At 28.8% G+C, this 14,017-nt stretch carries 14 protein-coding genes and 1 pseudogene (1 of these 15 cut by a window edge); 6 read left to right on the top strand and 9 right to left on the bottom strand.

Annotation, left to right across the window (positions count from 1 at the left end; translation table 11 throughout):
* Position 1 precedes the first annotated feature (1 nt).
* From IPM32_08305 to rmuC, 5 genes are all read right to left on the bottom strand, one after another.
* On the bottom strand, positions 2-754 hold the full coding sequence (locus IPM32_08305) for a LytTR family transcriptional regulator DNA-binding domain-containing protein (protein MBK8945260.1): 753 nt from the start codon (positions 752-754) through the stop codon (positions 2-4).
* 93 nt (positions 755-847) lie between these two features.
* On the bottom strand, positions 848-1,894 hold the full coding sequence (locus IPM32_08310) for a histidine kinase (protein MBK8945261.1): 1,047 nt from the start codon (positions 1,892-1,894) through the stop codon (positions 848-850).
* Between the two features lie 12 nt (positions 1,895-1,906).
* Positions 1,907-2,602 (bottom strand): hypothetical protein, encoded by a 696-nt coding sequence (locus IPM32_08315; protein MBK8945262.1) that lies wholly within the window; start codon positions 2,600-2,602, stop codon positions 1,907-1,909.
* 27 nt (positions 2,603-2,629) lie between these two features.
* Entirely contained in the window at positions 2,630-3,337 is a 708-nt protein-coding gene (locus IPM32_08320; GenBank protein ID MBK8945263.1) for a hypothetical protein, read from the bottom strand.
* A gap of 151 nt (positions 3,338-3,488) precedes the next feature.
* A complete protein-coding gene (gene rmuC, locus IPM32_08325) occupies positions 3,489-4,793 on the bottom strand; it encodes a DNA recombination protein RmuC (protein MBK8945264.1) in 1,305 nt (434 codons plus the stop codon).
* A gap of 85 nt (positions 4,794-4,878) precedes the next feature.
* Between rmuC and IPM32_08330 the strand changes: the two genes are divergently transcribed.
* The 6 genes from IPM32_08330 (at position 4,879) to IPM32_08355 (ending at position 12,033) form a co-directional block, all read left to right on the top strand.
* Positions 4,879-7,302 (top strand): penicillin acylase family protein, encoded by a 2,424-nt coding sequence (locus IPM32_08330; protein ID MBK8945265.1) that lies wholly within the window; start codon positions 4,879-4,881, stop codon positions 7,300-7,302.
* A gap of 48 nt (positions 7,303-7,350) precedes the next feature.
* A complete protein-coding gene (locus IPM32_08335; GenBank protein MBK8945266.1) occupies positions 7,351-8,304 on the top strand; it encodes a methylenetetrahydrofolate reductase in 954 nt (317 codons plus the stop codon).
* A gap of 39 nt (positions 8,305-8,343) precedes the next feature.
* Positions 8,344-9,324 (top strand): Gfo/Idh/MocA family oxidoreductase, encoded by a 981-nt coding sequence (locus tag IPM32_08340; GenBank protein ID MBK8945267.1) that lies wholly within the window; start codon positions 8,344-8,346, stop codon positions 9,322-9,324.
* A 104-nt stretch (positions 9,325-9,428) separates the two neighbouring features.
* Positions 9,429-10,427, top strand: a complete 999-nt coding sequence (locus tag IPM32_08345; protein MBK8945268.1) for a D-alanine--D-alanine ligase — start codon at positions 9,429-9,431, stop codon at positions 10,425-10,427.
* On the top strand, positions 10,424-10,738 hold the full coding sequence (locus IPM32_08350) for a septum formation initiator family protein (protein MBK8945269.1): 315 nt from the start codon (positions 10,424-10,426) through the stop codon (positions 10,736-10,738). The genes IPM32_08345 and IPM32_08350 overlap by 4 nt, the downstream gene beginning before the upstream one ends.
* Before the next feature lie 14 nt (positions 10,739-10,752).
* On the top strand, positions 10,753-12,033 hold the full coding sequence (locus tag IPM32_08355; GenBank protein MBK8945270.1) for a replication-associated recombination protein A: 1,281 nt from the start codon (positions 10,753-10,755) through the stop codon (positions 12,031-12,033).
* Here IPM32_08355 and dprA read toward each other — a convergent pair.
* The 4 genes and pseudogenes from dprA to IPM32_08375 all read right to left on the bottom strand — a co-directional run.
* Positions 12,034-13,151: pseudogene (dprA, locus tag IPM32_08360) on the bottom strand (DNA-protecting protein DprA).
* Positions 13,152-13,155: 4 nt separating this feature from the next.
* Positions 13,156-13,437: a EutN/CcmL family microcompartment protein gene (locus tag IPM32_08365; GenBank protein MBK8945271.1), complete on the bottom strand. Its 282-nt coding sequence runs from the start codon at positions 13,435-13,437 to the stop codon at positions 13,156-13,158.
* A 1-nt stretch (position 13,438) separates the two neighbouring features.
* A complete protein-coding gene (locus IPM32_08370; protein ID MBK8945272.1) occupies positions 13,439-13,687 on the bottom strand; it encodes a hypothetical protein in 249 nt (82 codons plus the stop codon).
* Between the two features lie 130 nt (positions 13,688-13,817).
* A protein-coding gene (locus IPM32_08375; protein MBK8945273.1) for a hypothetical protein crosses the window boundary here: on the bottom strand, positions 13,818-14,017 show its 3' portion. 55 nt of this gene lie beyond the right edge of the window; 200 of the gene's 255 nt are visible here — the last part of the coding sequence; the start codon falls outside the window, past its right edge; the stop codon is at positions 13,818-13,820.

The following is a 14,017-nucleotide window of genomic DNA, read 5'->3' on the forward strand; positions in this document are numbered from 1 at the left end:
ATTACTTCATCAATTCTTTCAATCGCGAATAACCGGTTTTACTAACAGGAATTTTCTCACCATTTTTTAATGTAACTTTGTATGATTCTTTTTCAAAAAGTTCAACTTGTTTTACTTCATTTATATTTACAATGTAAGAACGGTGAACACGAATAAATTCATTTACATTTAAATGTTCTTCGTAAAATTTCATTCGTTGCTGCTTTAAATGATTTCCCAATTCTGAGTGAATCATAACGTAATCATCTTGTGCTTCTAAATAAAATATTTTTTCAATCGGAATAATTACAATTTTCTGATTTGTTTTTACAACAATTCTGTTTAATGAATTTGGTGTTTCATTTACTTTTGAAATTAAATTTTCGTAATCAATTTTTTCTTTATCATTTCTTAAAATTCTATCTATTGCTTTGTTAAGTGCATCGTTAAATCTTTCCAAAGAAAATGGTTTTAGCAAATAATCAGTTGCGTTTACTTCAAAAGCTTTAATTGCAAATTGGTCAAAAGCTGTTGTGAAAATTATTTGAGGTTTTTCATCGAGCAATTCGAGCATTTCAAATCCGGTAATTTTTGGCATTTGAATATCAAGAAAAATCAAATCTGGTTTAAGTTCGTTAATGCTTTTTATTCCTTCAAAACCGTTTGTACATTCACCTAGCAATTTTACTTTTTCATTTTGCTGAAGATATTTTTTAACAATATCTCGTGCAAGTTTTTCATCGTCAATAATTAAAACAGAAATTTCATTATTCATATTTCATAATCCTTAAAAGTAATTTGCTATAATTCTTGATTATAATTTTTAGATTCCGGTTTGAAGCTTACCGGAATTACAAGATTAAAAATATTACAACGGAATAAAAATAGTTACGGTAAAAATTCCATCATTTTTGGAAAACTTTATTAAATTTTCTTGATTGTAAATCATTCTCAAACGACTTTGAATATTGCTTAATCCAATTCCCTCACCTTTGCGGGAAACAGATTCAACATCATAATTATTTGTAATTGTTAGTTTCATATACTCGAGTTGTTCTTCGCATGTAAAATTTATTGTAACGGGGTCAACACTTTCATAAACTCCGTGTTTTATTGCATTTTCAAAAATCGGCTGAAGAATCATATTCGGAACTTCCAATTCTAAACATCCAGCTGAAATATTTTCCGTGAAATTAAATTTATCACCGAATCTAATTTTTTCAATATCTAAATAAAGTTTTGCATTTTTAAGTTCATCACTTAATTTGCTTTTATGATTTTCGTTGTTACTCAATGTTTTACGTAAGAAGGTTGAAAGATTAATTGTCATTTCTCTTGCGCGTTCCGGTTCAGCAATTGTTAATGCACTTATTGAGTTTAACGAATTAAAAATAAAATGCGGATTAATTTGGTATTTTAAACTTTTTAATTCTGCTTCTTTCACAAGTGATTTCAGTTCAGCTTCCTTTAAAACTTTTTCTTGAAAATTATTGTAATAAATAATTATATAATTGAGAGAAACAATTATAAAGTAATAAAACATTCCGATAAAAAATCTCCAAACCAAAGATGCGTAAAGGAATTTTAGATAATCAAAATTGGTGAGAAAAATTTGTGAAGTAATAAAATAACCAACTGCAATCCAAATTCCAGAAGTTATGAATGCCGCAGTAATATGATTTGTTACTATTTTAATTACTGAAAAATTTTCGAAGGAAATGAATTTTGTGGGATACCAAAGACTAATTCCAATGGCAAGAAAAACAAAATTAAAAATTAAGCTATCGATTATGCATGTTCTGAGAGGTAAATCAATAACAAAATACAAAATGCTTGCATGAAGCAGAAATATAAAAATCCAAATAATTAGATAAACAGAAAAACTTTTTACATTTTTTACAAATGGATTTATCATAAAATATCTATGTTATTTAATTTCGCCGCCGCCAAAAAGTACCAAACCTTTTACCACTAAAGTTTTTGATGAATCAGACTTTACAATGTTTGTACGTAAATCTTCAAAAGCTCCAAAAATAGTTGTAGTTTTTATTATAACTTTCCAATCTGCGGGAATGTAAATTTCCGTTGATGCCATTAATGTTAAATTATCAAGTTCAACAATTTCATTTGCCAAATGAGAATTTCTTAAATCTATTTGAGTTTCTCCCATAATTGAACTTATTCTTCCGCCATGGAATTTATTTGTTTTAATGATTTTATTAAATTCACCCAAAAATGTAAAAACATCAGCTGTATAATCTTCGGTTTCAATAAATTGATTTTTGGATTTATCAACATTTCTTGATTTTTGAAAAATTAAAACAATTCCAAATATTATTAACAATAACGGCCAATATTCATGAATTAAATAACGTACGGAAAATCCAGAATGATTTGAAACGATTCCTAAAATTCCTACAGCAATTAATGCAAATCCAAAAAGCGAATTTTTATTATTTATTATAATTATTATTCCGAAAATTGTAAAAATTATAGGCCAAGAAAATAAATCAATATTAAACAACTGGAATTGAAAATTATTTATGAAAAATATTAGTCCGAAGAAAATTAGAATTGACCCAATTATTATTCTTCCGTTTGAATTATTTGCTGTTGTATCCATTTTATACTCTTTCAAAATTTTAAGATTTTAGAATTTTACTTCACCGCCGCCAAACAAAACCAATCCTTTAATTACTAAAACTTTATCTTCTTCATAAACTCTGTTTGGATCTTTAATTCTTTTATCAGAAAACCCGCCAAAAATTGCAACCACATCTAAAATTACATTCCAATCTTGCGGAACATAAATTGTATATCCACCAAACATTGAGAAAATATCAAGATCATTTTTACCTTTTGCCAGAATACAGTTTTCCAAATGAATATCAGATCCGCCAAAAATCGCAGTCAATTTTCCGCCGGTAAAATTATTTGATGTAACTCGTTTTGTACCGCCGCCGAATATTGAAATATCGTCTATACTGTCATTTAAATTTTGCGATTTGGGAATTTCTTTTCCTTCTGCATCTAATTCAATTTCAATATTATAGTTTGATTTTATCGGGTTTCTTCTTAAGATAATATATATACCTAACCCGACTAAAATCAAAGGCCAGAATTCCGGTATTAAATTAAAAAAGCCAATTGCTAAAAGAATGATACCCGCAGTTTTATTTTTGGAAGTTGTTAAAATGTAAATACCAATTCCAATTAAAATATATTCCCAATGAAAAATAAAATTCGGAAGACTGAATGAAAGTATTCCGTAATTATCAAGCAAAAATAATGTTCCAAGAACAACCAGAACGCCTCCTAAAATTATTCTTGCCGTTGTATTATTTTCTTGATTATTCATATTAACCTCAAATTTTCAATTTGCTGATGGTAATTTATTATTTAAAGTTTCTTTCACTAAATATAAATCGGTGAATGAAAGTTTTTTTTCGGTAAGTTAAAAATAATACGCAATGAAATGAGAATGAAAATTTTCTAAATTTTTCTTTTAATCATTCAATTAAATCCATTTGATTTTCCGAAGTTGGTAATTCTTGTACATCGCGCAATCTTCTTTCAATAGTTTTAGATTTTTTAGAAGCCGTATCAATTGAATTACTTGCTTCTTGCAATTTTTTGTGAGTCTTATCGAGTAGTTCGCCAAATTTTCCAAATTCTGATTTTACTGAACCAAGAACTTTCCAAACTTCGCTTGATCTTTGCTGAATTGCCAAAGTTCTAAATCCCATTTGCAAACTATTTAAAACCGCAAGAAAATTTGTTGGTCCGGTTAAATTTACTCTGTATTCTCTTTGCACAAAATCAAACAAACCGGGAATTCTTAAAACTTCTGCATAAAGTCCTTCAATCGGTAAAAACATAATTGCAAAATCTGTTGTATTTGGCGGATCAACATATTTTTCTTGAATTCTTTTTGCTTCTTTTTTGATATTATTTTCTAAAGATTTTCTAACTTCTTCAATTAAAATCGGATTTGCAGAATCTTGTGCATCTTGCAATCTTTGGTAATCTTCCATGGGAAATTTTGCATCAATAGGAATCCAAACAATTTCATCGGAATTTTGTCCGGGCATTTTTATTGCAAATTCCACAATTTCATTACTGTCACTTTTTATTTTCACATTCTTTGCATACTGATCAATTGTTAAAACTTGCTCAATTAAAGCTCCAAGCTGAACTTCACCCCAAGTTCCTCTGCTTTTTACATTTGTTAAAACACGTTTTAAATCTCCAACTCCGGATGCAAGTTTTTGCATATCACCCAAGCCTTCATAAACGGATTTTAATTGAGAACTTACAACATTAAATGATTCTCCTAATCTTTTTTCTAAAGTTGTGTGAAGCTTTTCATCAACAGTTACTCGCATTTCTTCTAACTTTTTTTCATTCTTATCTTGAATTTCTGAAAGCTGTTTTGAAACTTGATTATTAAGTTTGTCAAATTTTTCTTCATTTGTTTGTGTTAAATTTTTCAATCTATTTTCAACAATATCAAGCTGATCTTTTTGTCTATCTGATATATCTCTAATTCTATTAGAAAGTTGATCTCCCAAACTTCGTACGGAATTTCCCACTTCCTCACGGACCAATTTTGAATTTTGTAAAGTTTCTTCGCGGTTTCGCTTAAATTCATTTTCTATGTTATTATCCAATTCAGAATTTATTGATTCAAGTTTTTGTATAATATTTGTTTCTGTTTGATCAATATTTTGCTTACTCAATTTTATATAATTCAAAATTTGGAAAACTGTAATTATTAAAAGCAGAACAACAATAATTATTTCCATCCAAAGCATAAGAAACCTTTTAATTTTTCTAAATTTTTGAAAAAAACTTCTTAATTTAATTATTACGTAAAATAAATAATATTTATAAAACAAAATGAATAATTGGATAAAAGTTACTTTTGGATTACTGACAACTCTCTTAGTATTATTTATAGTTTTTATAATCGGCTCAATCTATATGTTGAACGAAACTTTGCCGGTATATTCCGGGAAAAAATCTGTTCAAAATTTGAAAAATGAAGTTTCGATTTACAGAGACAATAATGCAATTCCGTACGTTTATGCAAATTCAAAAAGTGATTTATACTTTGCACTTGGTTATTTACATGCTCAAGAAAGATTATTTCAAATGGATTTGGGTAGAAGAGCTGGCGAAGGAAAGTTAAGTGAAATATTAGGTCATGCTGCAATTTCTTATGATAAAATGTTTAGAACTTTGGAATTGGCAAAAATTTCTAAAAATCATTTCAACAAATTTGATAACGAAACAAAGAACATTTTAATTTCATATGCAAAAGGTGTAAATGAATTTTTAAAAAATGATCAAGATAAATTTCCAATTGAATTTGATGTTATTGGTTATAAACCGGAATTATGGAAACCAGAACATTCCGTTTTAATTGCAAAATTAATGGCTTGGGAATTAAACATTTCTTGGTGGAGCGATATTGCACTTTCGCACATTATTCAAAAATTAGGTGTTGAAAAAGCAAAAGAAATTTTACCAACTTTTGATGAAAACGGTCCAACAATAATTCCGGAAAATTTACAAAATATTGCAAATGTTCCGTTAGATTTAGTACAAGTTGATAGAAACTTCAGAAATTTTATGGGATTCGTTGGAACACACATCGGCTCAAATAATTGGGTCGTAAACGGAGAAAGGTCAGAATCCGGAAAACCAATTATTGCAAACGATCCACATTTAAGTTTTTCTGCTCCGGGCAAATGGTATATTGCGGTTTTGCGCTCGCTGGAATTAAATGTTGAAGGCGTTACGCTTCCCGGAGTTCCCGGAATTGTGATTGGTAAAAATCAAAATATTTCTTGGGTTCTCACAAATGTTATGGCTGATGATGCGGATTTTTATATTGAAGAATTAGATAGTTCGCAAACAAAATATTTGTTTAATAATGAATGGAAAAATCTTACAATTTCTGAAGATACAATAAAAGTTAAAGATTCATCAGATGTAATTTTTCAGATCAAGAAAAATCATCGCGGACCAATAATTTCTGATATTCATCCGTACAAAGAAATTTATCCAAATAATCACCAAAATTTAAATACAATTAGTATGCGTTGGACAGCTTTAGAATCAAGCAATGAAATGAAAGCTTTTTCCAAAATTAATTCCGCAAAAAATTGGGAAGAATTTAGAGAAGGTTTAAAAGATTTTGAAGCTCCGGGACAGAATTTTGTTTTTGCAGATGATAAAGGAAATATTGGTTATACAGCCGGTGTAAAACTTCCGCAAAGAAAAAATAATTCTCCGACTTTTATAAATGATGGAATAACCGATGAAAATGATTGGCTGGGATTTGTTCCGTTTTCTGAAAATCCGAAATTGTTTAATCCCGCAAACGGATATATAGCTTCAGCAAATAATAAAACAATCAAAAATTATCCTTATCATATTTCAAATATTTGGGAACCAAATTCAAGAATAAATAGAATTACAGAATTATTAGAAAGCAAGCAAAAACATAATGTGGAAGATTTCAAAAAATATCAGATGGATTTGTATTCAGATTATGCAAAAGATATTGTTCCGCATATTTTAAATGCATTCAAAAATCATTCCTATGAAAATGATAAATTAAAAGAAGTTTTAAGTCTAATTAGAAGTTGGGATCATATTTTTCTTTTGGAAAGTCAAGTTCCGGCAATATATGCAGTTTTTTATCAACATTTGTTAAAAAATATTTTTCTTGATGAAATGGGCGAAAACATGTTTAACGAATATATTTTTATTGCAAATATTCCATACAGAGTTGTAAGAAAATTGCTTGATGAAAATTCATCAACTTGGTTTGATGATATAACTACAAAAAGAATTGAGCACAAAGATGAAATCATAAGAAAAAGTATGTGGGATGCAATTAAATATCTTAGTGAAGAATTTGGCGAAATTGAAGAATGGCAATGGAAAAAATTGCACACTGTTACTTTTAAACATTTTTTTCATGGTAAATCTAAAATGTTGGATTTTATTTTAGATATTGGTCCGTATAAAATTGGAGGAGACGGAACAACAATTTTTAATACTGAATATTCTTTTAACAAACCTTATGAAAATAAATTGGGACCATCGATGAGATATATTTTTGATTTTTCTGAGCCAAATTATTTTCATTTAATTTTGCCAACCGGGCAATCCGGAAATTTCTTTAGCGATCACTATGATGATATGACGGAAATGTGGCTTAATGGAGAAATGCTCAAAATTAATACGGAAGAAAATTTTGTAAAAAATTCAAATTTCAACTTGCTTCAACTTGTTCCGACAATCAACTAAAATTATTAACGATTTTTTTATAACTTTGCAAAACAATTTTGGTAAATAATGAAAGTTATTGAACACTTAGCAAAAGCAACACAAACCTTAATTAGTTTTGAAATAATTCCCCCAAAACGTGGCGGAAATATTACAACGCTTTTAAATGCTCTTGAAGATTTAGTAAAGTATAAACCACCGTTTATTGATATTACAAGTCACGCCGCTGAAGTTATGTACGAAGAAACTCCCTCTGGTGATTTTAGAATGAAGATAAAAAGAAAGCGACCGGGAACTTTGGGAATCTGTGCGCTCATTCAAAATAAATATAATATTGATGCGGTTCCTCATGTAATTTGTCAAGGTTTTACAAAAGAAGAAACGGAAGATTTTTTAATAGAACTTCACTATTTGGGAATTGATAATGTTTTAGCTGTTCGCGGTGATGAAAGTGGTTTTAACAAACCAATAAAATTTGGTCGTTCAGCAAATGTTCATGCTGTTGATTTGGTTAAACAAATTTCAGATATGAATAAAGGAAAATATCTTGAAGATTCACTACTTAATGCTGAACCAATGAAATTTGGAATTGGAATTGGCGGATATCCAGAAAAACATTTTGAAGCTCCGAATCTTCAAATAGATATAAATTTCACAAAAGAAAAAATAAATTCTGGTGCAGAATATATTGTTTCTCAAATGTTCTACGATAACAATAATTTTTTTAATTATGCAGAAATGTGTAAAAAAAGTGGAATTGATGTTCCAATAATTCCGGGTTTAAAAATTATAACATCAAAAAGTCAATTAAATAGTTTGCCGTCAAATTTTCATGTGGATATTCCAAATGAATTAGCAGAAGAGATTTCGAAATCAAAAAATGAACACACCCAAGATATAGGAATTGAATGGGCGTTAAAACAAGTTGAAGGATTAATAAACGCAAAAGTTCCCGCAATTCACTTTTATGTTATGCAAAACACTCAACCAATTTTAAAATTGATGAAGAAATTAGGTTTGTAATAAATGATTTTAAACGTTGATAAAAGATTAAAATCCCCAATGAATTTAATGAGAAAAATAAAATGGGGAGTTGCCGGTTGTGGAAAATTTGCAGAAAATACTTTTATTCCAACATTATTACAATTAAAAAAAAGTTCACTCGTTTCAGTTTATAGTTCGGATATTACTCGAGCAAAAGAAATTGCGAATAAATTTTTCGCAAAAAATTATTTTAATGATTATGCAGAATTTCTAAAACAAGATTTTGAAATTCTTTATATCGGCAGTGCAAATATTGATCATCATTGGCAAGTAATTGAAGCTGCAAAAGCCGGTAAACATATTTTGTGCGAAAAACCTCTTTCATTAAATTCTACACAAGCAGAAGAAATGGTTAATGTTTGTAAAGAAAATAATGTTTTTCTAACAATTAATTATACTCACAGATTTCATCCTCTTCCGGTAAAAGCTAAAGAAATTATTGAAAAAGGAATGATTGGAAATATTGTTTCAGTTTCAACTTCATTTAATATTAATTATGAACCGGATGATAATTTTAGATTTGATAAATTTAAAAGCGGCGGCGGGGCATTTAGAGATTTGGGAACTCATATGATTGATCTTCTTAGATTTTTTGGAGGAGAAATTATTGATATTGCCGGATTTATTGATAACGTTGTTTATAAAAGTCAAGTTGATGATTTTGCTGCGGCGATTACAAAATTTAAAAAAGGTGGTTACGGAATTTTAAATGTTTCGTATAATTCAAAACAAGCTTTTAACAGAATTGATATTGTCGGATCAAAAGGTGCAATAAGTATTGAAAATATTATTGGAAGAAAAAAACAACCGGGTAAATTAACAATTGATCTTTTTGGCGAAGGCAGAAAAGCTTTTAGAAAACGCGCCAATAAACTTTTGTTACTTCTGAAGTCTGTTCAAAAAGCAATAGTAAATAAAACAGAACCGGAAATTTCCGGAACAGATGGACTTGTAAATATGCAGATTATGGAATTGTTAGAAAGTAAAAGTAATAAATAATATTATTTATGAATTCAAGAATAAATTGAAATAATAAAAATTCTTACAAATCAAATCAAAGTATTAATTGAAAACTTTTTCCCATTCACTCAAATCAAAATTTTATGAATAAACAAGATTTAACAATTGCAATTTTATTAGGTGGAACTTCGCCGGAAAGGGCTGTTTCAAAAGAATCCGGGAAAGCTGTTTATAATGCTGTAAAATCTTTAGGATATAAAACTAAAATAATTGATCCAGCTTATGGAATAAATCAACCTAAAAATATTGATGATTATTTCTGCGATTGTGAGTTTTCGAAAATTTCCAATGAAAATATGATTGCTGCAATTAATTCATCTTTCTTTGATGATGTCGATTTAGCATTAATTGCACTTCATGGAAAATGGGGTGAAGACGGCGCAATTCAATCTCTGCTGGAACTTCGAGGAATTAAATATACTGGTTCGGGAGTTTTATCAAGTTCGCTTTCTATGGATAAAGCAAAATCAAAAATTATTTTTAATCATTTCGGAGTATCAACTCCGGAGTGGATTGAAACAAATAAATTTGATGATTTAATTGAGTTAAATAAAAAAATTAAAAATTCCATAAAATATCCGTGCATTATAAAACCCAATGATCAAGGCTCTACAATTGGTTTAACAAAATGCAATAGATTTGAAGAGTTAGAATCTTCAATAATTTTAGCTTCGCAATTTTCAAAAAAGGTTTTGTTGGAAAAATTTATTCCGGGCAGAGAATTAGCTGTTGCAATTGTTAAGGATTTTAAACTTCCGATTCTTGAAATAATTCCAAAACACGAACTTTACGATTACGAATGCAAATATACGGATGGAATGAGCGAATATATTGTTCCCGCAAAAATTGATAAACAAATTGAAATTGAACTTCAAAGACAAGCTTTACTTGCATTTAATTCACTTGGATGTGAACATTATTCAAGAATTGATTTTCGTTTAACTGATGAAGGAATTCCATATTGTTTAGAAATAAATACATTACCGGGAATGACTTCGCATAGTTTAGTTCCAAAAATTGCAAAAGCAAATGGAATTGAATTTGAAGAATTGGTTGATATAATTATTTCATCGGCATTATGAAAAGTTTCAGCAATAAAAAAGATAGAATTTTAACTTGGATTTATTTCGTAATACTAATTTTTTTAGTTCTGTTTTTATTCTTCAATAAATATGGTTTGTTGAAATATTTTGAATTAAAAAGTGAAATAAATTCAATTGAAAGACAAATTGAAAAATCAAAAAATCAAATTAAAGATCTTGATTCTAATGTAAATAAATTAAAAAATGATGACGAAGAATTAGAAAAAGTTGCTCGCGAAAAATTTATGATGAAAAAAGAGAACGAAAAAGTTTTTAAGTTTGAGGATAAAAAAGATTCTTTAGGTAATTAAAATTGAATAGAGTTATTCCACAAGTTCCACTTGCAGAAAGAATTAGACCCAAAACACTTGATGAATTTAGAGGACAAAAAAAATTAGTTGGATCCGGAAAAGCAATTAGTTTAATGATTGCAAATGATGCACTAAGTTCATTCATACTTTGGGGACCACCTGGAACTGGAAAAACAACACTTGCAAGAATAATTTCGGAAACAACAAAATCAGAGTTTCATCAATTAAACGCTGTATCTGCAGGTGTAAAAGAAGTCCGCGAAGTTATTGCACTTGCAAAAATCAATAGAGAAAGTTTTAATAAACGCACAATTTTGTTTATTGATGAAATTCATAGATTTAATAAATCTCAACAAGATGCATTACTTTCTGCAGTTGAATCCGGTTTAATTATTTTAATTGGTGCAACAACAGAAAATCCTTCTTTCGAAATTATTCCCGCATTAAGATCCCGAGCTAGAGTTTATGTTCTTGATGAATTGACAAAAGGAGATTTGGAAGAAATTATAGAACACGCAATTAAATCCGATGAATTTTTAAAGAGTTTCCAAATTGATGAAATTGATAAAAATTATTTGATTTATGCTAGCGGCGGTGATGCTAGAATTTTATTAAATATTCTTGATTCAGCAATGCTTCAAGAAATTAATTCTAAATCGGTTAGAATAAATAAAAAGTTAATTGATAATGTTTTGCATCAAAAAAATATTTTGTATGATAAAAGCGGTGAAGAACATTATAATATAATTTCAGCATTCATAAAAAGTATTAGAGGAAGTGATCCCGATGCTGCACTTTATTGGATGGCGAGAATGTTGGAAGGCGGAGAAGATCCAAAATTTATTGCAAGAAGAATGATAGTTTTGGCATCAGAAGATATTGGAAACGCTTCGCCGAATTCTTTAGTAATTGCAGAAGCAACATTTGGCGCAATAGAGAAAATTGGAATGCCGGAGGCAAGAATAATTTTATCACAATGTGTAACTTATTTAGCTTCGCAGCCTAAAAGTAATGCATCTTATTTAGCCATAGAAAAAGCTTTTGCCGATGCAAGAGAAGGAAATCAAGAATTGGTTCCATTGCATTTGAGAAATGCTCCAACTAAATTGATGAAAAGTTTAGATTATGGTAAAGATTATAAATATGCTCATGATTTTGAAAATCATTTTATTGAAGAAAATTATTTTCCGGATTCATTAAAAGGGAAGCAATATTATTTCCCAACTGAAATTGGTCAAGAAGGAAAGATTAAAGAACGATTGAAATTTCTGTGGAAAAAACTTAAAAAATACTAATCACACTCTTACAAAAACCTTTCCCGGAAGTTGTTTTACAATGTCTCTAAATTCTAAGGATAACAAATTAACCAAACATTCTGAAGAATTTATATTTGATTCTTTTGCTATTAAATCGATGTGTTTTGGCGAACTTGAAAGAACATCAAAAATTTTTTGTTCAAAAATATTTAAATCAACATTTGGCTTGGGAATATTTTCCCCAATTTTAGGCGAAATTTTTAAATTTAATTCAACCAAAATGTCTTCAACATTTCTAACTAATTTTGCTTCACCTTTTTGAATTAGTGTATTTGTTCCTTCACTTTGTAAATTTCCTAAATTTCCCGGAATAGCAAATACTTCTTTATTTTGTTCAAGTGCAAATGCCGCAGTTTGAAGTGCGCCGCCAGTTGATTTTGTTTCAACAACTAAAGTCCCTAAAGTCATTCCACTAATTATTCTGTTTCTTTTTGGAAAATTTACTGCATCCGGTTTAGTTCCTAATGGATACTCAGAAATTATTGCTCCATTTTCAACAATACGATTAAATAATTTTTTATTTTCTGCGGGATAAATTACATCAAGACCTGAACCAATTATTGCAATGGTTTTCCATTATTTTCTACAGCACCCCAATGTGCAGATGAGTCAATTCCTCTTGCTAAGCCACTAACAACAGTTATATCTTGTTCAGAAAGATTCCTTGAAAAATCATAGGCAATTTTTTTACCATAATTTGTTGGCATCCTTGTTCCAACAATAGCAATACTAAGTTTATCTTTTTCAGATAAGTTTCCTTTATAATATAGAATAATTGGCGGAGCGAAAATATTTTTTAAGTTAGAAGGATATTCATTAGACCAAAAGGAAATCCATTTGCAATTATTTTTTTCTAATTGAGTAATTTCAATTTCAATTTGATTTTGGAAATTTTTAAACTCATCAAATTTTTTTAAAATTTTGTTTGCTAAAGTTTGAGAAATTCCATCAACCATTTGTAGTTGATTGAAATTTGCGTTAATAAGATTATCTAATGAATTAAATTTAGAGAGAAGATTAAAAAGTTTTCCGGGACCAATTCCGTCAACATCGAGAAGAATTCTAAGTTTTATAAAGGTTTCTAAATTATCTTTCAAGAAATTAAATATTTTTATCAATACTTATGTTATCAACAACTGCAACAATCATTGTATTAACCGGAGCATCGGAATGTCCAAGAATCTGTTGAATGGCAGCTCCTTCTTTAACAACTAAAACAATATCACCAATTCCGGAATCAACAATATCTAATGCAATTTCATCTTTATTACCAATAAACTTGCCATCTAGGTCAATTTTTCTAACAAGTAAGAGTTTTTGACTATTTAGAAATTCATTCTTTTGTGTTGAAACAACATTCCCGATAATTTTGGCTAAAAACATTCTAATGTTTGTTTTTACTTTTTAAAATAGAAAGCGGAAAAATAACTATATAAGCAACTAATAATATTATTGGCGAAATTGATAGTGAAACTGGATTATCCCATGGTCCAATTGACATTAAGTAAAATCCAATTAATAAAACTACAATTCCAATACTAAAAATTAAAAAATTAGTTTTATTCCAATAGTTTTTAAACGGTGAGTTAAGTTTTTTTATTTCTGTTTTACTTTTACCTTTTAGGTTTGCCATTTATTTCCTCTTTAATTATAAACAGACCCAGTGTTGGGGGAAACACTGGGTTTAAAAACTTGAAGATCAAAAGATCTTTCAAGATTCAACACTAATATATATCAACATAAATTTTTAATCAAGGCTTAATTTATTTTATATCGTAAACAATTTTGCGGACGGTATCAAACTGTAAATATGGATGTTCTTCTCTAATTAAATCTATTGCATTACTAGCCGAAATATTGCTGTTTCTTAAATTTCTAAATCTTTTTCTAATTTGATAATCACGTAAGCTCTTTTCGTTGATCAGACCTTTACTTGAAAGTAGGAAATAAGTTTCATCACTTA

The sequence above is a fragment of the Ignavibacteriota bacterium genome, assembly GCA_016716225.1.
In the GTDB taxonomy this organism is placed as follows: Bacteria; Bacteroidota; Ignavibacteria; order Ignavibacteriales; family Melioribacteraceae.

Bases quoted from the DNA above. Each gene is read 5' to 3' on its own strand.
- IPM32_08320 (MBK8945263.1), bottom strand. From the start codon at position 3,337: ATGAATAATCAAGAAAATAATACAACGGCAAGAATAATTTTAGGAGGC.
- IPM32_08345 (MBK8945268.1), top strand. From the start codon at position 9,429: ATGAATAAACAAGATTTAACAATTGCAATTTTATTAGGTGGAACTTCG.
- IPM32_08335 (MBK8945266.1), top strand. From the start codon at position 7,351: ATGAAAGTTATTGAACACTTAGCAAAAGCAACACAAACCTTAATTAGT.
- IPM32_08310 (MBK8945261.1), bottom strand. From the start codon at position 1,894: ATGATAAATCCATTTGTAAAAAATGTAAAAAGTTTTTCTGTTTATCTA.
- IPM32_08315 (MBK8945262.1), bottom strand. From the start codon at position 2,602: ATGGATACAACAGCAAATAATTCAAACGGAAGAATAATAATTGGGTCA.
- IPM32_08350 (MBK8945269.1), top strand. From the start codon at position 10,424: ATGAAAAGTTTCAGCAATAAAAAAGATAGAATTTTAACTTGGATTTAT.
- rmuC (MBK8945264.1), bottom strand. From the start codon at position 4,793: ATGCTTTGGATGGAAATAATTATTGTTGTTCTGCTTTTAATAATTACA.
- IPM32_08340 (MBK8945267.1), top strand. From the start codon at position 8,344: ATGAATTTAATGAGAAAAATAAAATGGGGAGTTGCCGGTTGTGGAAAA.
- IPM32_08330 (MBK8945265.1), top strand. From the start codon at position 4,879: ATGAATAATTGGATAAAAGTTACTTTTGGATTACTGACAACTCTCTTA.
- IPM32_08305 (MBK8945260.1), bottom strand. From the start codon at position 754: ATGAATAATGAAATTTCTGTTTTAATTATTGACGATGAAAAACTTGCA.
- IPM32_08365 (MBK8945271.1), bottom strand. From the start codon at position 13,437: ATGTTTTTAGCCAAAATTATCGGGAATGTTGTTTCAACACAAAAGAAT.
- IPM32_08370 (MBK8945272.1), bottom strand. From the start codon at position 13,687: ATGGCAAACCTAAAAGGTAAAAGTAAAACAGAAATAAAAAAACTTAAC.